This is a genomic window from Streptomyces sp. NPDC002835 (assembly GCF_053591995.1).
Genome location: NZ_JBSFUW010000006.1, coordinates 245,371 through 264,491, shown reverse-complemented (window position 1 = coordinate 264,491; position 19,121 = coordinate 245,371). Strand labels below are relative to the sequence as shown.

Annotated in this window: 18 protein-coding genes; 17 read left to right on the top strand and 1 reads right to left on the bottom strand. The window is 71.2% G+C overall.

Annotated elements, in window-relative coordinates; genetic code table 11:
- The first annotated feature begins 52 nt into the window (after window positions 1-52).
- From mltG to nusB, 11 genes are all read left to right on the top strand, one after another.
- Window positions 53-1,873 (top strand): endolytic transglycosylase MltG, encoded by a 1,821-nt coding sequence (mltG, locus tag ACWD01_RS09580; protein ID WP_451159827.1) that lies wholly within the window; start codon window positions 53-55, stop codon window positions 1,871-1,873.
- On the top strand, window positions 1,873-2,703 hold the full coding sequence (locus ACWD01_RS09575; RefSeq protein ID WP_451159825.1) for a shikimate dehydrogenase: 831 nt from the start codon (window positions 1,873-1,875) through the stop codon (window positions 2,701-2,703). Before mltG ends, ACWD01_RS09575 begins: the two co-directional genes overlap by 1 nt.
- Before the next feature lie 42 nt (window positions 2,704-2,745).
- Window positions 2,746-3,075, top strand: coding sequence for a hypothetical protein (locus ACWD01_RS09570; protein ID WP_451159823.1), 330 nt, complete (start codon window positions 2,746-2,748; stop codon window positions 3,073-3,075).
- Between the two features lie 138 nt (window positions 3,076-3,213).
- Window positions 3,214-4,398, top strand: a complete 1,185-nt coding sequence (aroC, locus tag ACWD01_RS09565) for a chorismate synthase (protein ID WP_451159821.1) — start codon at window positions 3,214-3,216, stop codon at window positions 4,396-4,398.
- Between the two features lie 29 nt (window positions 4,399-4,427).
- Complete coding sequence (locus ACWD01_RS09560) at window positions 4,428-4,910, top strand: shikimate kinase (protein WP_451159882.1); 483 nt, start codon at window positions 4,428-4,430, stop codon at window positions 4,908-4,910.
- On the top strand, window positions 4,907-6,001 hold the full coding sequence (aroB, locus tag ACWD01_RS09555) for a 3-dehydroquinate synthase (protein ID WP_451159819.1): 1,095 nt from the start codon (window positions 4,907-4,909) through the stop codon (window positions 5,999-6,001). Before ACWD01_RS09560 ends, aroB begins: the two co-directional genes overlap by 4 nt.
- Window positions 5,998-6,438, top strand: coding sequence for a type II 3-dehydroquinate dehydratase (locus ACWD01_RS09550; protein WP_356898283.1), 441 nt, complete (start codon window positions 5,998-6,000; stop codon window positions 6,436-6,438). The genes aroB and ACWD01_RS09550 overlap by 4 nt, the downstream gene beginning before the upstream one ends.
- A gap of 184 nt (window positions 6,439-6,622) precedes the next feature.
- The gene (locus tag ACWD01_RS09545; protein WP_451159817.1) at window positions 6,623-7,429 is read left to right on the top strand and encodes a Pro-rich N-terminal domain-containing protein; all 807 of its coding nucleotides are present in this window, start codon (window positions 6,623-6,625) and stop codon (window positions 7,427-7,429) included.
- Window positions 7,430-8,028: 599 nt separating this feature from the next.
- A complete protein-coding gene (locus ACWD01_RS09540) occupies window positions 8,029-9,138 on the top strand; it encodes an aminopeptidase P family protein (RefSeq protein WP_451159815.1) in 1,110 nt (369 codons plus the stop codon).
- A 62-nt stretch (window positions 9,139-9,200) separates the two neighbouring features.
- Window positions 9,201-9,767 carry an elongation factor P gene (efp, locus tag ACWD01_RS09535; protein WP_356898286.1) on the top strand — a complete coding sequence of 189 codons (567 nt, stop codon included), beginning with the start codon at window positions 9,201-9,203 and terminating at the stop codon, window positions 9,765-9,767.
- A 2-nt stretch (window positions 9,768-9,769) separates the two neighbouring features.
- Window positions 9,770-10,198, top strand: coding sequence for a transcription antitermination factor NusB (nusB, locus tag ACWD01_RS09530; protein ID WP_451159812.1), 429 nt, complete (start codon window positions 9,770-9,772; stop codon window positions 10,196-10,198).
- A 207-nt stretch (window positions 10,199-10,405) separates the two neighbouring features.
- Here nusB and bldD read toward each other — a convergent pair whose 3' ends face one another.
- Complete coding sequence (gene bldD / locus ACWD01_RS09525; protein ID WP_023542978.1) at window positions 10,406-10,906, bottom strand: transcriptional regulator BldD; 501 nt, start codon at window positions 10,904-10,906, stop codon at window positions 10,406-10,408.
- A 229-nt stretch (window positions 10,907-11,135) separates the two neighbouring features.
- Here bldD and pyrR point away from each other — a divergent pair, with 229 nt between their 5' ends.
- From pyrR to carB, 6 genes are all read left to right on the top strand, one after another.
- Complete coding sequence (gene pyrR, locus ACWD01_RS09520) at window positions 11,136-11,714, top strand: bifunctional pyr operon transcriptional regulator/uracil phosphoribosyltransferase PyrR (protein ID WP_451159810.1); 579 nt, start codon at window positions 11,136-11,138, stop codon at window positions 11,712-11,714.
- An 88-nt stretch (window positions 11,715-11,802) separates the two neighbouring features.
- Window positions 11,803-12,783, top strand: coding sequence for an aspartate carbamoyltransferase catalytic subunit (locus ACWD01_RS09515; protein ID WP_451159808.1), 981 nt, complete (start codon window positions 11,803-11,805; stop codon window positions 12,781-12,783).
- 4 nt (window positions 12,784-12,787) lie between these two features.
- Window positions 12,788-14,101: a dihydroorotase gene (locus ACWD01_RS09510; RefSeq protein WP_451159806.1), complete on the top strand. Its 1,314-nt coding sequence runs from the start codon at window positions 12,788-12,790 to the stop codon at window positions 14,099-14,101.
- A gap of 17 nt (window positions 14,102-14,118) precedes the next feature.
- Window positions 14,119-14,664, top strand: a complete 546-nt coding sequence (locus tag ACWD01_RS09505) for a PH-like domain-containing protein (RefSeq protein WP_388453566.1) — start codon at window positions 14,119-14,121, stop codon at window positions 14,662-14,664.
- The gene (carA, locus tag ACWD01_RS09500; protein ID WP_451159804.1) at window positions 14,661-15,812 is read left to right on the top strand and encodes a glutamine-hydrolyzing carbamoyl-phosphate synthase small subunit; all 1,152 of its coding nucleotides are present in this window, start codon (window positions 14,661-14,663) and stop codon (window positions 15,810-15,812) included. The genes ACWD01_RS09505 and carA overlap by 4 nt, the downstream gene beginning before the upstream one ends.
- The gene (gene carB / locus ACWD01_RS09495) at window positions 15,805-19,113 is read left to right on the top strand and encodes a carbamoyl-phosphate synthase large subunit (RefSeq protein WP_451159802.1); all 3,309 of its coding nucleotides are present in this window, start codon (window positions 15,805-15,807) and stop codon (window positions 19,111-19,113) included. The genes carA and carB overlap by 8 nt, the downstream gene beginning before the upstream one ends.
- Window positions 19,114-19,121 lie beyond the last annotated feature (8 nt).

The window sequence follows — 19,121 nt, the reverse complement described above, 5'->3', positions numbered from 1 at the left end:
GCACAGAGAAGAGGCGGATCGTTTCGCGCCGTCTCGCGGCCCTAGGGGATCGATGACTGAGTATGGCCGGGGCCCCGGCTCCGAACCGTGGCGTCCCGAGGACCCCTACTACGGGGACCAGGGATGGGGGGGACAGCAGCCCACGGCCGGTCACTCTCAGTACGGCGACCATGACCAGCAGCAGTACCCGCAACAGGGACAGCAGCAGGATGCCTATCCGCAGGAGCAGTACGCGCAGGGCCAGTACACCCGGGAGCAGTACGCGCAGGAGCAGTACACCCAGGGCCAGTACGCGCAGGAGCAGTACGGCGACCAGCAGCAGTACGGGAACCAGCAGGGCGGCCAGCAGTACGGCGGCCAGCAGCAGGCCGGCCGGGAGTACCAGGACCCGTACCAGCAGCCCGGCGGCCAGCAGCAGTACCAGGACTCGTACCAGCAGCAGCAGTACAACGGCGGCTGGGAGACCGGGCAGCAGCAGGCGGTGCCGTACGGCGACGACCCGTCGGCCACGTACGGCGGCCAGCCGGCCGGCTACGCCCCGCAGCAGCAGGGCGACTACTACGGCACGCCCGAGGCGTATCCGCCGCCGCAGCCCCCGGGCCGGCGCCGGGCCGAGCCGGAACCGGCCACCGACTGGGAGGCCGAGGCCCAGAAGGAGGAGACTCACCCCTTCTTCACCGGCAACGACGCCGACGCCGACGACGCCGGCCGTGACGACTACGACGACGACTCCCGCGACCCGCGAGGGGGCGGCGGCCGTGACCGGCGCGGCAACGGGAAGAGCAAGAAGAAGGGCGGCCGCAACGGCGTCGCCTGCCTGGTGGTCGCCACGGTCCTGCTGGGCGGCCTCGGGGCCGTCGGCTACTACGGATACACCTTCTTCCAGGACCAGTTCGGGGAGCCCGAGGACTTCCAGGGCACCGGCATCGCCACCACCGTCGAGGTGACGATCCCGAAGGGCGCCACCGGCAGCGAGATCGGCAACATCCTCAAGCAGCACGGTGTGGTCAAGAGCGTCGACGCCTTCGTGTCCGCCCAGACCAAGAATCCCAAGGGCGGCAGCATCCAGGACGGCGTCTACCTCCTGAAGAAGGAGCAGTCGGCGAAGAGCGCGGTCGAGTCGATGCTGGACCCGGCCAGCCACAACAACCTGATCACTGCCGAGGGCTGGCGGAACGCGAAGGTCTACGAGCTGATCGACAAGCGCCTCGGACTCAAGGCGGGCACCACCGAGAAGGTCGCGGAGGAGAAGGCGGACAGCCTCGGCCTGCCCGACTGGGCCAAGAACCACAAGGATGTCAAGGACCCCCTGGAAGGCTTCCTCTTCCCCGCCGCGTACCCCGTCTCCAAGGGCGACAAGCCCGAGTCGGTCCTCAAGAAGATGGTCGCGCGCGCCAACGCGGAGTACGAGAAGGCCGGTCTCGAGTCGAAGGCCGAGGGACTCGGCCTCGAGAGTCCCTGGGAGCTGCTCACCCTCGCCAGCCTGGTCCAGGTCGAGGGCAAGACGCACGACGACTTCCGCAAGATGTCCGAAGTCATCTACAACCGTCTCAAGCCCTCCAACACCGAGACGAACCAGAAGCTCCAGTTCGACTCGGCGTTCAACTACCTCATGGGCCAGAGCGAGATCGACATCTCAGAGGACGAGATCAACAGCAATCAGGACCCGTACAACACGTACACCCAGAAGGGCCTGACACCGGGGCCGATCAGCAACCCGGGCAACGAGGCGCTGACCGCCGCCCTCAACCCGACGGACGACGGCTGGCTGTACTTCGTGGCGACGGACGGCATGAACAAGACCGAGTTCGCGAAGACGCTCGCCGAGCACCAGAAGCTGGTGGACAAGTTCAACGACTCGCGGGGCAACTGATGTCGTCTTCCCGTCACCGCGCGGCGGTCCTCGGATCGCCCATCGCGCACTCCCTCTCCCCGGTGCTGCACCGCGCCGCCTACGCCGCGCTCGGCCTGACCGACTGGTCCTACGACCGGTTCGAGGTCGACGAGGCGGCGCTGCCGGGGTTCGTCGCCGGGCTGGACGCGTCCTGGGCCGGTCTGTCGCTGACCATGCCGCTGAAGCGGGCGATCATCCCGCTGCTCGACGGGATCAGTGACACGGCGGCCGCCGTCGAGGCCGTCAACACGGTGGTGTTCACCGAGGACGGCCGCCGGCTGGGCGACAACACCGACATCCCCGGGATGGTCGCGGCGCTGCGGGAACGCGGCGTCGAGAAGGTCGACTCCGCCGCCGTCCTCGGCGCCGGCGCGACCGCGTCCTCCGCGCTCGCCGCCCTCGCCCGCGTCTGCACCGGCCCCGTCACCGCGTACGTGCGCAGCGAGGCCCGGGCCGCCGAGATGCGCGGCTGGGGCGAGCGCCTCGGGGTCGACGTGCGCACCGCGGACTGGGCGGACGCGGCCCACGCCCTGCGCGCCCCTCTCGTCGTCGCCACGACGCCCGCCGGCACGACGGACGCCCTCGCGACCGACGTGCCCGCCACCCCGGGCACGCTCTTCGACGTGGTGTACGACCCGTGGCCGACGGCCCTGGCCGCGGCCTGGTCCCGCAACGGCGGCGGGGTCGTCGGCGGACTCGACCTCCTCGTACACCAGGCGGTGTTCCAGGTCGAGCAGATGACGGGCCGCTCACCGGCGCCGCTGCACGAGATGCGGACCGCGGGCGAACACGCGCTCGCCACTCGTTAGGATCTTCCTCTGGTTCCGACAGAACACTGGGGGAGAGCAGTCATGGAAACCGGTCAGCCGCAGGCGTCGATCCTGAAGAACGTCTTCGAAGGACTCATCCAGTTCCTGCCGGACTGGCTGGAGATCCCGCTGCTGTGCCTGCTCCTCGCGGCGGTCCTGTTCGGCTGGATCCAGTCGATCCGGCGCAAGATCGCCCGACGCCGGGCCGCCCGGCCCCCGCAGCCCGTCCCCCCGCCGCCGGCCGGTCAGGGGGGCGGTGCCGACCACCTCGGGCCGTACGCCCCCGCCGCCGCCCCGCCCGCCCCGCACCCGCCCAGCGGGGCCGACTTCCTCGGCGCGTACGCCCCTCAGCAGCGCCGGGACGGCGACTGACCGGATTGCACAGGCCGTCCGCCTGCTGGACCGGCGGCCGAACGGCGGCCCCGGACGTGGGAGGATCGGATCAGGCGGGCCAGGGCCGCGCACCCGGTCGCGCCGTCGCAGTTCGAGGCGCGAGCATGAGGAGCACCGTTGAGCAGGTTGCGTTGGCTGACCGCGGGCGAGTCGCACGGACCCGCACTGGTGGCGACGCTGGAGGGTCTTCCCGCCGGTGTGCCGATCACCACCGACATGGTGGCGGACCATCTCGCCCGGCGGCGCCTCGGCTACGGGCGCGGCGCCCGGATGAAGTTCGAGCGTGACGAGGTCACCTTCATCGGCGGGGTGCGCCACGGTCTGACCATGGGCTCGCCGGTGGCCGTCATGGTCGGCAACACCGAGTGGCCGAAGTGGGAGAAGGTCATGGCGGCCGACCCCGTCGACCCCGAAGAGCTGGCCCAGCTGGCCCGTAACGCGCCGCTGACCCGGCCCCGGCCCGGCCACGCCGACCTCGCCGGCATGCAGAAGTACGCGCTGGACGAGGCCCGCCCGATCCTGGAGCGCGCGAGCGCCCGGGAGACCGCCGCGCGGGTCGCACTCGGCGCGGTGGCCCGGTCGTACCTGAAGGAGACGACGGGCATCGAGATCGTCTCCCACGTGGTGGAGCTGGCCAAGGCCAGGGCCCCGTACGGGGTGCTCCCCGTCCCCGCCGACGAGGAACGCCTCGACGCCGACCCGGTGCGCTGCCTCGACGCCGACGCGAGCAAGGCGATGGTCGCCGAGATCGACCAGGCCCACAAGGACGGCGACACCCTCGGCGGCGTGGTCGAGGTCCTGGCGTACAACGTGCCCGTCGGCCTCGGCTCGCACGTCCACTGGGACCGCAGGCTCGACGCGCGCCTCGCGGCCGCGCTCATGGGCATCCAGGCCATCAAGGGCGTCGAGGTCGGCGACGGCTTCGAGCTGGCCCGCGTGCCCGGCTCCCAGGCGCACGACGAGATCGTCTCCACCGACGAGGGGATCCGCCGCACCACCGGCCGCTCCGGCGGCACGGAGGGCGGCATGTCCACCGGTGAACTGCTGCGCGTGCGCGCCGCGATGAAGCCGATCGCGACCGTGCCGCGCGCGCTGAAGACCATCGACGTCGAGACGGGCGAGGCCGCGGCGGCCCACCACCAGCGTTCCGACGTCTGCGCCGTGCCCGCCGCGGGCATCGTGGCGGAGGCGATGGTGGCCCTCGTCCTCGCGGACGCGGTCGCCGAGAAGTTCGGCGGCGACAGCGTCACCGAGACCCGCCGCAACGTCCGCGCGTACCTCGACAACCTCCACATCCGGTGAGCGCCCCCCAGATCGTCCTGATCGGGCCGATGGGCTCGGGCAAGTCCACGGTCGGCGAGCTGCTCGCCGACCGGCTGGGCACGGCCTTCCGGGACACCGACGCGGACATCGTCGCCGCCGAGGGACGCGAGATCTCGGACATCTTCGTCGAGGACGGCGAGGACCACTTCCGCGCCCTCGAACGCGCGGCCGTGCGCAAGGCCGTCGCCGAGCACACGGGCGTGCTCGCCCTCGGCGGCGGCGCGATCCTCGACGACGGGACGCGCGAACTGCTCGCCGGCCTGCCCGTCGTCTACCTGTCGATGGACGTGGAGGAGGCGGTGAGGCGCGTCGGCCTCAACGCCGCCAGGCCGCTGCTCGCCGTCAACCCGCGCCGCCAGTGGCGCGAGCTGATGGACGCCCGCCGCCACCTCTACACCGAAGTGGCCCGCGTGGTCGTGGCAACCGACGACCGCACCCCCGAAGAGGTCGCGCAGGCGGTCCTCGACGCACTGGAGCTGAAGGACGCATGACTGAGCAGGCAATGACCCGTATCCAGGTCGGCGGCACGGCCGGCTCCGACCCGTACGAGGTGCTGGTCGGCCGGCAGCTGCTCGGCGAACTGCCGGGCCTGATCGGGACGCGCGCCCGGCGGGTGGCCGTCATCCACCCGGAGGCGCTCGCGGAGACCGGTGAGGCGCTGCGTGCCGACATCGCGGACCAGGGCTACGAGGCCGTCGCGATCCAGGTGCCGAACGCGGAGGAGGCCAAGACCGCCGAGGTCGCCGCCTACTGCTGGAAGGCTCTCGGCCAGACCGGTTTCACCCGCACCGACGTCATCGTCGGCGTCGGCGGCGGCGCGACGACCGACCTCGCGGGCTTCGTCGCGGCGACCTGGCTGCGCGGCGTGCGCTGGATCGCCGTGCCCACCACCGTGCTCGCCATGGTCGACGCGGCCGTCGGCGGCAAGACCGGCATCAACACCGCCGAGGGCAAGAACCTCGTCGGTGCGTTCCACCCGCCGGCCGGTGTGCTGTGCGACCTGGCCGCGCTGGACTCGCTGCCGGTCAACGACTACGTCAGCGGCATGGCGGAGATCATCAAGGCCGGCTTCATCGCCGACCCGGTCATCCTCGACCTCGTCGAGGCCGACCCGCAGGGCGCCCGTACGCCCGCGGGGCCGCACACCGCCGAGCTGATCGTGCGCTCCATCCAGGTCAAGGCCGACGTCGTCTCCAGCGACCTGAAGGAGGCCGGCCTCCGCGAGATCCTCAACTACGGGCACACCCTCGCCCACGCCATCGAGAAGAACGAGCGCTACAAGTGGCGGCACGGCGCCGCCGTCTCCGTCGGCATGGTCTTCGCCGCCGAACTCGGCCGCCTGGCCGGGCGGTTGGACGACGCCACCGCCGACCGGCACCGCAGCGTCCTCGAATCCGTGGGCCTGCCGCTCACCTACCGCGGTGACCAGTGGCCCAAGCTGCTGGAGACCATGAAGGTCGACAAGAAGTCCCGCGGCAACGTGCTGCGCTTCGTCGTGCTCGACGGCCTCGGCAAGCCGACCGTGCTGGAGGGCCCCGACCCGGCGGTCCTGCTCGCGGCCTACGGGGAGGTCTCGGCGTGAGCCGCAGGGTCCTGGTGCTCAACGGGCCGAACCTCGGCCGCCTCGGCTCCCGCGAGCCCGACGTCTACGGCGCGACCTCCTACGCCGGCCTGGTCGACACCTGCCAGGCCCTGGGCAAGGAGCTCGGCTTCGACGTGGACGTGCGGGAGACGAACGACGAGGGCGAGATGATCCGCTGGCTCCACGAAGCGGCGGACGCCTCGCTTCCGGTCGTTCTCAACCCCGGCGCCTTCACGCACTATTCGTACGGGATGCGCGACGCCGCCGCCCAGCGCACGGCCCCGCTCATCGAGGTCCACATCTCCAACCCGTACACCCGCGAGGCCTTCCGCCACACCTCGGTCGTCGCGGCGGTGGCCAGCGGCACGGTCGCCGGCTTCGGTATCGGCTCCTACCGCCTCGCGCTGCGCGCGCTCGCGGAGGAACTCGGCGGCTGACGTGCCGCCCGGTGCCGTGCCGCCTCCGCACAGGGCACTTCACGCCGTTCCCGGCCGTTGACGCTACGGCGGCCGGGCCGACGGCACGTCCGAACGGCGCCAGGAAGGTACCGTTCGGTAGCACGACGGCCTCCGGCCGTTCGATTCGATCCAACGTCAGTCGCACGAGACGGAGTGGCACCGGATGCAGCACGCAGTGGGGGCTCCGCTGCCGCCGCCCCACGGACCGGGGCAGGGACCGGCCGGATGGATACACAGCGCACAGCACCCGGGCCCCGGCCCGGGACTGCCCCCGCCGCCCCCCGCGGGACCGCCCGCGCCGGGCTGGGCCGGGCCGGCGCAGCCCGCCCATGAGTCGACCGGCCACATCCAGCTCCCGCCCGGCGGGCCCGTCCCCATACCCGCGCCGCCCCCGGCGGACAGCGGCACCGGCGCGGCCATGCTGGCGGTCCTCCTCATCGGACCGGCCGGCGCGGGCAAGACCACGGTGGCCCGCCACTGGGCCAACACCCGGCGGGTGCCCACGGCGCACATCAGCCTCGACGACGTACGGGAATGGGTCTGCTCCGGCTTCGCCGACCCCCAGTCGGGCTGGAACGACAACTCCGAGGCCCAGTACCGCCTCGCCCGCCGCACCTGCGGCTTCGCCGCCCGGAACTTCCTGGCGAACGGCATCTCCTGCATCCTCGACGACGCCGTCTTCCCCGACCGCCCCGCCGTCGGCCTCGGCGGCTGGAAGCGCCACGTCGGCCCCGGCCTGCTGCCCGTGGTCCTCCTGCCGGGCCTCGAGATCGTCCTCGAACGCAACGCGGAGCGGAGCGGCAACCGGCGCCTGTCCGACGAGGAGGTCGCCGGGATCCACGGGCGGATGGCGGGCTGGTACGGGTCGGGCCTGCCGATCATCGACAACTCCAAGTACGACGTCGAGACGACGGCGCGCGTCCTGGACGACGTCCTGGCCCGCGCGATCGCCAGCCCTCCGACCTGGTAGCGAGCCGGAGTTTTCCCCACCCCGCCCCTTCCCGCTGTACCGGATGTGCTGCTCCGCCGCGTGGGGGCAGGCCCCGGGCCCCGTGCCGCCCTCCGGGCGGCGGGCTCGGGCTTCGCCCGGACCCGGTACCACGCTTCGCGCGGCGGGCTCAAACTCCCCCTACGGCCTGGCGGCCGCGGGTGGGGGCACCTCCCACACCGCCAGGCGTAGGGGGAGTACCCCCAGGCCGGGCTGGATTTCGCTCCGCGAAATCAGCCTCGCCGGCGTTTGAGGCGCGGGGTTCGAGGCGGAGCCCCGACAGGACCGGCAAGTTTCAGCCCCGCCGGGTGCTCAAGCCGCGGGATCCGGCACGGAACAGGGCACATCCAGCCCCGCTGGGGGCACCTCCCACGGCCGCCAGGCCGTAGGGGGAGTTTGAGGCGCCGGGTTCGGGGCGGAGCCCCGACAGGGCCGCCATACCCAGCCTCGCCGGCGATTGAGGTGCGGGTGTGCGGGGGCGGAGCCCCCGGGCAGCCCCCCGGTGGGGGAACAGCCCGACGCGCGGACCCGCTCGGCCGTGTCACCGGGCCCCCGGCCCCCCGCACTCGTACGCTCGGAGAATGTCTGAGGTGTATGGGGTCCGTCGCGGCCGGCTGCGGGACCGGTGTGCCGCGACCGGCAGCGCGGCAGCCCTGATCTCCCGGCCCGCCAACGTCCGCTATCTCGCGGGCGGCGCCCCGCCCGGCGCCGTACTGCTTCTCGCGCCCGGCGACGACGTGCTGCTCTGTCCACGCACGCCCGCCGCCACCGCCGGCGCCGATGGCCGCCCGGACGACGGGCTGCGCCTTGTCGCCCTGCCGACGTCCGCCGGCGACGCCGCCGTCGCGGCCGCGGAGCTGGCCCGCACGGACGGCGTGGAGTCCCTCGCGGTCGAGGAGCACCATCTGACGGTCACCAGACACCGCGCGCTCCGCTCCGTCGCGCCCCGGCTGCGCCTCGCCGATCTCGGGCTCGCGGTCGAGCAGCAGCGGATCGTCAAGGACGAGGACGAGATCGCCTGCCTGCGCATCGCGGCGGAGATCACCGACCAGGCGCTGGGCGAACTGCTCGAGTCCATCCTCGTGGGCCGCACCGAGCGGCATCTCGCGCTCGAGCTGGAGCGCCGGCTCGTTGACCACGGCGCCGACGGCCCCGCGTTCCCGACCTCCGTCGCCACCGGCCCGAACTCGGGCCTCGTGGGCCACCGCCCGGGCGACCGCCGGGTCGAGGAGGGAGATTTCCTCTCCGTGAGCCTCGGCGCGAACTACCGCGGCTACCGCTGCGAGATCGGCCGTACCTTTGTGATCGGCACGTCCCCGGCGGACTGGCAGATCGAGCTCTACGATCTCGTCTTCGCCGCTCAGCGGGCCGGCCGGGAGGCTCTGCTGCCCGGTACCGCGTACCGCGAGGTCGACCACGCGGCCCGGCAGATCCTGGACGCCGCGGGCCACGGGGAGGACCTCGCGCCGCGTACCGGCCACGGTGTCGGACTCGAAATCGACGAGGACCCGCAGCTGGCCCCTGCGGCCATGGGTAAACTGGACGCTTGTGTGCCGGTCACCGTCGAACCGGGGGTCCACCTCCCGGGCCGGGGCGGGGTCCGGATCGATGACACGCTCGTCGTGCGCCAGGAGGCGGACGGCGGACCCGAGCTACTCACCATCACGACCAAGGAGCTGCTCGCGCTGTAGCGGAGCTGCGGTGCGAACGCCTTGGTCGTCCACCCAGCGTCAGTCCAGGAGATTCCGCAACCGTGGCTTCCACGAACGACCTCAAGAACGGCATGGTGCTCAAGCTCGACGGAGGCCAGCTCTGGTCCGTCGTCGAGTTCCAGCACGTCAAGCCCGGCAAGGGCCCGGCCTTCGTGCGCACCAAGCTCAAGAACGTGCTCTCCGGCAAGGTCGTCGACAAGACCTTCAACGCCGGCGTGAAGGTCGAGACGGCCACCGTCGACCGGCGCGACATGCAGTTCTCCTACATGGACGGCGAGTACTTCGTCTTCATGGACATGCAGACGTACGACCAGCTGATGGTCGACCGCAAGCAGGTCGGAGACACCGCGAACTTCCTCATCGAGGGCTTCACCGCCAGCGTCGCCCAGCACGAGGGCGAGGTGCTCTACGTCGAGCTGCCGGCCGCCGTCGAGCTCACCATCCAGCACACCGACCCCGGTGTGCAGGGCGACCGTTCCACCGGTGGCTCCAAGCCCGCCACCCTGGAGACCGGCTACGAGATCCAGGTCCCGCTCTTCATCACGACGGGCGAGAAGATCAAGGTCGACACCCGTTCCGGCGACTACCTCGGCAGGGTGAACAGCTAACCGTGGCTGCCCGTAACAAGGCCCGCAAGCGTGCCTTCCAGATCCTCTTCGAGGCCGACCAGCGCGGGGCGACCGTGCAGACGGTCCTCGCGGACTGGGTCCGGCACGCCCGTACCGACGAGCGGCAGCCGCCGGTCGCCGAGTACACGATGGACCTCGTCGAGGGGTACGCGCAGTACGCGGACCGTATCGACGATCTCATCGCCACCTACGCCGTCGGCTGGACGATCGACCGCATGCCGGTCGTCGACCGGAACATCCTCCGGCTCGGGGCCTACGAGCTCGTCTGGAAGGACGAGACTCCGGACGCGGTCGTCATCGACGAGGCGGTTCAGCTCGCCAAGGAGTTCTCCACGGACGAGTCCCCGGCGTTCGTGAACGGCATGCTCGGCCGTTTCAAGGACCTCAAGCCGAGCCTGCGCCGCGACTGACGCGGCGCCGCTCCGGTTTCGACGGGCCCGGTCCGGAAGACGCACCGTCTTCCGGACCGGGCCCGTCGCGTTCGCCCACCCACGTCCGGTGCCTCCAAGCGCTTGGCAGGTCCCAGTACCGGTGGTACGACAGAGGGCGGGACCGGTGCGAACGGGTCCCGCCCTCCGCGGCGTGACGTTTTTTCAGTTCAGGCGTACAGCCGGGCGTCAGCCCTCGTCGTGCGCCACCGCGCGACGCGCGTCCGCGTCCAGCACGCCCCAGCTGATGAGCTGCTCGGTCAGGACCGACGGCGACTGGTCGTAGATCACGGCGAGCGTGCGCAGGTCGTCCTGGCGGATCGACAGCACCTTGCCGTTGTAGTCGCCGCGCTGCGACTGGATCGTCGCCGCGTACCGCTGGAGGGGGCCCGCCTTCTCCTGGGGGACGTGCGCCAGGCGCTCCAGGTCCAGGACGAGCTTCGGCGGCGGCTCGGCGGCCCCGCCCGGCGTCGTGCCCGGGAGCAGCTCCTGGACCGGGACGCCGTAGAAGTCCGCCAGCTCGGCGAGGCGCTGCACGGTCACGGCGCGGTCGCCGCGCTCGTACGAGCCGACCACCACGGCCTTCCAGCGGCCCTGGGACTTCTCTTCCACGCCATGGAGGGACAGTCCCTGCTGGGTGCGGATGGCGCGGAGCTTGGCCCCGAGCTGCTTTGCGTATTCGCTGGACATATAGCTCCCCGGACGCTGTGACAACGTGCGGCTCCGCCGCGCGACTGGTAACTCACTGTGAGGTTACGCAGCGTGACTTGGATGAGTCAAGCCGAATGGTCCGGACCGGTTTCGGCCGGCGGCCGGTGGACCCGGATCAGTACACCCATCAAGCCCTGGTAACGTGGAGGGCGCAATTCCGACGTCCTTTAAGGTCCGTCCCGTGAGGCGGAGAAGGAGGTCCTTTTTCATGGACGCTTCCAGCAGTTCCGATGCCGCCCGGCCCGTTCTCGAGGGCCCCGACATCGCGCGGGTACTGACCCGTATCGCCCACGAGATCGTCGAGCGCGCCAAGGGCGCCGACGACGTGGTCCTCCTCGGCATCCCCACCCGCGGTGTCTGCCTGGCCCGCCGGCTGGCCGAAAAGCTCGAGACCATCACCGGCCGGAAGATCCCGGTCGGCTCGCTCGACATCACCATGTACCGGGACGACCTGCGGCTCAAGCCCGCCCGCGCGCTGGCCCGCACCGAGATCCCCGGCGACGGCATCGACGGCCGTCTCGTCGTTCTCGTCGACGACGTCCTCTTCTCCGGCCGCACCATCCGGGCCGCCCTGGACGCCCTCGGCGACCTCGGCCGCCCCCGGGCCGTGCAGCTCGCCGTCCTGGTCGACCGCGGCCACCGCGAGCTGCCCATCCGCGCCGACTACGTCGGCAAGAACCTCCCCACGTCCCTGCGCGAGACGGTCAAGGTCCTGCTCGACGAGGAGGACGGTCGCGACACCGTGCTGCTCGGCGTGCGCGAGACCGCTCCGGCCGGCGAGCGGTAGCACCCGTACGTCCCACCCCTTCGTACGGCGTGCACCTCCGTGCGCCCGCATGTCTCGAAAACCTCCACAGACCTGGAGAAACCCCCTGATGATGCGCCACCTCATCTCGGCCGCCGATCTCACGCGCGACGAAGCCGTCCTCATCCTCGACACCGCGGAGGAAATGGCCCGGGTCGCCGACCGGCCGATCAAGAAGCTGCCCGCCCTGCGCGGCCGTACCGTCTGCAACCTCTTCTTCGAGGACTCCACCCGGACCCGGATCTCCTTCGAGGCGGCGGAGAAGCGGCTCTCCGCCGACGTCATCAACTTCGCGGCCAAGGGTTCGAGCGTCTCCAAGGGGGAGTCCCTGAAGGACACCGCGCAGACGCTGGAGGCGATGGGCGTCGACGCCGTCGTCATCCGGCACGGCGCGTCCGGCGCCCCCTACCGCCTCGCCAACTCCGGCTGGATCGACGCCCCCGTCATCAACGCAGGCGACGGTACCCACCAGCACCCCACCCAGGCCCTGCTCGACGCCTTCACCATGCGCCGCCGCCTCGTCGGCAGGGACCTCGGCCTCGGCCAGGACCTGGCGGGCCGGCGCATCACGATCGTCGGCGACATCCTGCACAGCCGGGTCGCCCGCTCCAACGTCGACCTGCTGCACACCCTCGGCGCCGAGGTCACCCTCGTCGCCCCGCCGACCCTCGTGCCGGTCGGCGTGGAGACCTGGCCCTGCCACGTCTCGTACGACCTGGACTCCACCCTGACCAAGTCCGACGCCGTGATGATGCTGCGCGTCCAGCGCGAGCGGATGAACGCCGCCTTCTTCCCGACCGAGCGCGAGTACTCGCGGCGCTACGGCCTGGACGGCGAGCGGATGGCGAGGATGCCGGAGCACGCGATCGTGATGCACCCCGGCCCGATGGTCCGCGGCATGGAGATCACCGCGGACGTCGCCGACTCCGACCGCTGCACGGTCATCGAGCAGGTCGCCAACGGCGTCTCCATCCGCATGGCCGTGCTGTACCTGCTGCTCGGCGGCAACGAGTCCGACGTCCCCACCACCACCCGTACCGAGGAGAAGTAAGTCCATGAGCAAGATCCTGATCCGCGGTGCGAAGGTGCTCGGTGGCGAGGTCCAGGACGTCCTGATCGACGGCGGGACCATCGCGCAGACCGGTACCGGGCTGTCCGCGGAGGGCGACCGTCGTGCCGGAGGCGCGTCCGAGATCCGCGTCATCGAGGCCGAGGGGCAGATTCTGCTGCCGGGCCTCGTGGACCTGCACACCCATCTGCGCGAGCCCGGCCGCGAGGACTCGGAGACCGTCCTCACCGGCACCCGCGCCGCCGCGAGCGGCGGCTTCACGGCCGTGTTCGCCATGGCCAACACCTTCCCCGTCGCCGACACTGCCGGCGTGGTCGAGCAGGTCTACCGGCTCGGCAAGGAGTCCGGCTACTGCGACGTGCAGCCCATCGGCGCCGTCACCGTGGGCCTCGAGGGCAAGAAGCTCGCCGAACTCGGCGCCATGCACGAGTCCGCGGCCGGCGTCACCGTCTTCTCCGACGACGGCAAGTGCGTCGACGACGCGGTGATGATGCGCCGGGCCCTGGAGTACGTGAAGGCGTTCGGCGGCGTCGTCGCCCAGCACGCGCAGGAGCCGCGGCTCACCGAGGGCGCCCAGATGAACGAGGGCATCGTCTCCGCCGAGCTGGGACTCGGCGGCTGGCCCGCCGTCGCCGAGGAGTCGATCATCGCCCGCGACGTGCTGCTCGCCGAGCACGTCGGCTCGCGCGTCCACATCTGCCACCTCTCCACCGCCGGGTCCGTCGAGATCGTCCGCTGGGCCAAGTCCCGCGGAATCGACGTCACCGCCGAGGTCACCCCGCACCACCTGCTGCTGACCGACGAGCTGGTCCGCTCCTACAACCCGGTCTACAAGGTCAACCCGCCGCTGCGCACCGAGCGGGACGTCATGGCGCTGCGTGAGGCCCTGGCCGACGGCACGATCGACATCGTCGCCACCGACCACGCCCCGCACCCGCACGAGGACAAGGACTGCGAGTGGGCCGCGGCCGCCATGGGCATGGTCGGCCTGGAGACCGCGCTCTCCGTCGTCCAGCAGACGATGGTCGAGACGGGACTGCTCGACTGGGCGGGCGTCGCCGACCGGATGTCGTTCAAGCCCGCGCGGATCGGACAGGCCAAGGGGCACGGCCGGCCCGTCTCGGCTGGTGAGCCCGCGAACCTCACTCTGGTCGATCCGGCATACCGTGGCCCGGTGGACCCCGCGGGCTTCGCCTCCCGCAGCCGCAACACCCCCTACGAGGGCCGTGAGCTGCCGGGACGCGTCACTCACACCTTCCTGCGGGGCCGGGCGACGCTCGTGGACGGGAAGCTGGCGTGACACCTGTACTGATCACCATGGCCGCGGAACAGAAGTCGGCGGAGGTGACCGACTGGGCCGCCCGCATCGGCTGGGTCGTCGGCCTGCTGCTCTTCGTCGTCTTCGTCTACTGGCTGATGCGCCAGGGCTGGAAGTGGCGCGGCAGCCTCCAGTCGGACCTGCCGGAGCTGCCCACCGCGCCCGCGGAGCCCGGCGAGGCGAAACTGACGATGACGGGCCGGTACCACGGCTCCACCACCGCCGGGCAGTGGCTGGACCGGATCGTCGCCCACGGGCTGGGCACCCGCAGCCGCGCGGAGCTCACCCTGACGGACCAGGGCCTGGTCGTGGAGCGCCCCGGTGCGCAGGACTTCTTCGTACCGGCGGCGGCGCTGCGTGAGGCCCGGCTCGACAAGGGCATCGCGGGCAAGGTCCTCGCGGAGGGCGGTCTGCTGATCGTCACCTGGGCGCACGGCGACAAACTGATCGACTCCGGCTTCCGCTCCGACCACGCGGCCGGGCAGAGCGAGTGGGTCGACACCCTCACGAACATGATCAAGACGACGGAAGGCACCGCACGATGACGATCTCCACCCGGGGAGCCGCCAAAGCTCCCGCCGTACTCGTCCTGGAGGACGGCCGCACCTTCCGCGGCCGTGCCTACGGGGCCGTGGGGGAGACCTTCGGCGAGGCGGTGTTCAACACCGGCATGACCGGCTACCAGGAGACCCTCACGGACCCCTCGTACCACCGCCAGGTGGTCGTGATGACCGCGCCGCACGTCGGCAACACGGGCGTCAACGACGAGGACGACGAGTCGAGGCAGATCTGGGTCGCCGGCTATGTCGTGCGCGACCCCGCCCGTATCCCCTCGAACTGGCGCTCGCGCCGCACCCTCGACGACGAGCTGGAGACCCAGGGCGTCGTCGGCATCAGCGGCATCGACACCCGCGCCCTCACCCGCCACCTGCGCGAGCGGGGCGCGATGCGCGTCGGCATCTTCTCCGGCGAGGCGCTGGCCGACGACGCGACGCTGCTCGCCCGCGTCCAGCAGGCCCCCGAGATGAAGGGCGCCGACCTCTCCGCAGAGGTCGCCACCACCGAGGCGTACGTCGTCCCGGCGATCGGGCCCAAGAAGTTCACCGTCGCCGCGCTCGACCTCGGCATCAAGGGCATGACCCCGCACCGCATGGCGGAGCGCGGCATAGAGGTCCACGTGCTGCCCGCCACCGCGACCGCCGACGACGTCTACGCGGTGAACCCGGACGGCGTCTTCCTCTCCAACGGCCCCGGCGACCCCGCCACCGCCGACCTGACCGTCATCAAGGCGGTCCTCGGGCGGAAGACACCGCTGTTCGGCATCTGCTTCGGCAACCAGCTCCTCGGCCGCGCCCTCGGCTTCGGCACGTACAAGCTGAAGTACGGCCACCGCGGCATCAACCAGCCCGTGCAGGACCGCACCACCGGCAAGGTCGAGGTCACCGCGCACAACCACGGGTTCGCCGTCGAGGCCCCCCTCGACAAGGTGTCCGAGACCCCCTACGGCCGCGCCGAGGTCTCCCACGTCTGCCTCAACGACAACGTGGTGGAGGGCCTCCAGCTGCTCGACCAGCCGGCCTTCAGCGTCCAGTACCACCCGGAGGCGGCCGCGGGCCCGCACGACGCCGCGTACCTCTTCGACCGCTTCACGACTCTGATGAGCACCGCCCAGATGGAGGCCGAGCGTGCCTAAGCGCACCGATATCCAGTCCGTCCTGGTCATCGGCTCCGGCCCGATCGTCATCGGCCAGGCCGCCGAGTTCGACTACTCCGGCACCCAGGCCTGCCGCGTCCTCAAGGCAGAGGGCCTGCGGGTCATCCTGGTCAACTCCAACCCGGCGACGATCATGACCGACCCGGAGATCGCCGACGCCACGTACGTCGAGCCGATCACCCCCGAGTTCGTCGAGAAGATCATCGCCAAGGAGCGCCCCGACGCGCTGCTGCCGACCCTCGGCGGCCAGACCGCCCTCAACACCGCCATCTCCATGCACGAGCAGGGGGTGCTGGAGAAGTACGGCGTCGAGCTGATCGGCGCCAACGTCGAGGCCATCAACAAGGGCGAGGACCGCGACCTGTTCAAGGGCGTCGTCGAGGCCGTCAAGGCCAAGATCGGTTACGGCGAGTCCGCCCGGTCCGTGATCTGCCACTCCATGGACGACGTCCTCAAGGGCGTCGAGACGCTCGGCGGCTACCCCGTCGTCGTCCGCCCCTCCTTCACCATGGGCGGCGCCGGCTCCGGCTTCGCCCACGACGAGGACGAGCTGCGCCGGATCGCCGGCCAGGGCCTGACCCTCTCGCCGACCACCGAGGTGCTCCTCGAGGAGTCCATCCTCGGCTGGAAGGAGTACGAGCTGGAGCTGATGCGCGACAAGAACGACAACGTCGTGGTCGTCTGCTCCATCGAGAACTTCGACCCGATGGGCGTCCACACCGGCGACTCGATCACCGTCGCCCCGGCGATGACGCTCACCGACCGCGAGTACCAGCGGCTGCGCGACATCGGCATCGCGATCATCCGCGAGGTCGGCGTCGACACCGGCGGCTGCAACATCCAGTTCGCGGTCGACCCCGTGGACGGCCGGATCATCGTCATCGAGATGAACCCGCGCGTCTCCCGGTCCTCCGCCCTCGCGTCCAAGGCCACCGGCTTCCCGATCGCCAAGATCGCCGCGAAGCTCGCCGTCGGCTACACCCTGGACGAGATCCCGAACGACATCACCGAGAAGACCCCGGCGTCCTTCGAGCCCACGCTCGACTACGTCGTGGTCAAGGCCCCCCGGTTCGCCTTCGAGAAGTTCCCGTCCGCCGACTCCACGCTGACCACGACCATGAAGTCGGTCGGCGAGGCCATGGCGATCGGACGGAACTTCACCGAGGCCCTGCAGAAGGCCCTGCGCTCCCTGGAGAAGAAGGGCAGCCAGTTCTCCTTCACGGGCGAGCCCGGGGACAAGGACGAGCTACTGCGGGAGGCCGTACGGCCCACCGACGGCCGGATCAACACGGTCATGCAGGCCATCCGCGCGGGCGCGAGCCCCGAGGAGGTCTTCGACGCCACCAGGATCGACCCCTGGTTCGTCGACCAACTCTTCCTGATCAAGGAGCATGCGGACGAGCTCGCCGCCGTCGAGAAGCTCGACCCCCAGGTGCTCGCCGAGGCCAAGCGCCACGGCTTCTCCGACGCCCAGATCGCCGAGATCCGCGGGCTGCGCGAGGACGTCGTCCGCGAGGTCCGGCACGCGCTCGGCATCCGCCCCGTCTACAAGACGGTCGACACCTGCGCCGCCGAGTTCGCCGCCCGCACCCCGTACTTCTACTCGTCCTACGACGAGGAGTCCGAGGTCGCGCCGCGTGCCAAGCCCGCCGTGATCATCCTCGGCTCCGGTCCGAACCGCATCGGCCAGGGCATCGAGTTCGACTACTCCTGCGTCCACGCCTCCTTCGCGCTGCACGACGCCGGGTACGAGACCGTGATGGTCAACTGCAACCCGGAGACCGTCTCCACGGACTACGACACCTCCGACCGCCTGTACTTCGAGCCGCTGACGCTCGAGGACGTGCTGGAGATCGTGCACGCCGAGTCGCTGGCCGGCCCGATCGCCGGCGTCGTCGTCCAGCTCGGCGGCCAGACCCCGCTGGGCCTCGCCCAGGCGCTCAAGGACAACGGCGTCCCGGTCGTCGGCACCCCGCCGGAGGCCATCCACGCCGCGGAGGACCGCGGCGCCTTCGGCCAGGTCCTCGCCGACGCCGGGCTGCCCGCGCCCAAGCACGGCACCGCCACCACCTTCGCCGGCGCCAAGGCCATCGCCGACGAGATCGGCTACCCGGTCCTGGTCCGCCCGTCGTACGTGCTCGGCGGCCGCGGCATGGAGATCGTCTACGACGAGACGCGCCTCGAGGCGTACATCGCCGAGTCGACCGAGATCTCCCCGACCCGCCCGGTCCTCGTGGACCGCTTCCTCGACGACGCCATCGAGATCGACGTCGACGCGCTCTACGACGGCCACGAGCTCTACCTCGGCGGCGTCATGGAGCACATCGAGGAGGCCGGCATCCACTCCGGCGACTCGGCCTGCGCCCTGCCCCCGATCACGCTCGGCGGCTTCGACATCAAGCGCCTGCGCATCTCGACCGAGGCCATCGCCAAGGGCGTCGGCGTCCGCGGCCTGATCAACATCCAGTTCGCGATGGCCGGCGACATCCTCTACGTGCTAGAGGCCAACCCGCGCGCCTCCCGCACCGTTCCCTTCACCTCGAAGGCGACCGCGGTGCCGCTGGCGAAGGCCGCCGCCCGCATCTCGCTCGGCGCCACCATCGCCGAACTGCGCGAGGAGGGACTGCTGCCGAAGAACGGCGACGGCGGCACCCTGCCGCTCGACGCGCCGATCTCCGTCAAGGAGGCCGTCATGCCGTGGTCGCGCTTCCGCGACGTCCACGGCCGCGGTGTGGACACCGTGCTGGGCCCGGAGATGCGCTCCACCGGCGAGGTCATGGGCATCGACTCGGTCTTCGGCACGGCGTACGCCAAGTCGCAGGCCGGCGCGTACGGCCCGCTGCCGACCAGCGGCCGCGCGTTCGTCTCCGTCGCCAACCGCGACAAGCGCTCGATGATCTTCCCGGCCCGCGAGCTGGTCGCCCACGGCTTCGAGCTGATGGCCACCTCCGGCACCGCGGAGGTCCTCAAGCGCAACGGCATCAACGCCACCGTCGTGCGCAAGCAGTCGGAGGGAGAGGGCCCGAACGGCGAGAAGACCATCGTCCAGCTGATCCACGACGGCGAGGTCGACCTCATCGTCAACACCCCCTACGGCACCGGCGGCCGCCTCGACGGCTACGACATCCGCACCGCGGCCGTCGCCCGCGGCGTCCCGTGCCTGACGACGGTTCAGGCGCTCGCCGCCGCCGTCCAGGGCATCGACGCGCTCAACCGCGGCGACGTCGGCGTCCGTTCGCTGCAGGAACACGCGGAACACCTGACCGCGGCCCGCGACTAGCAACGACG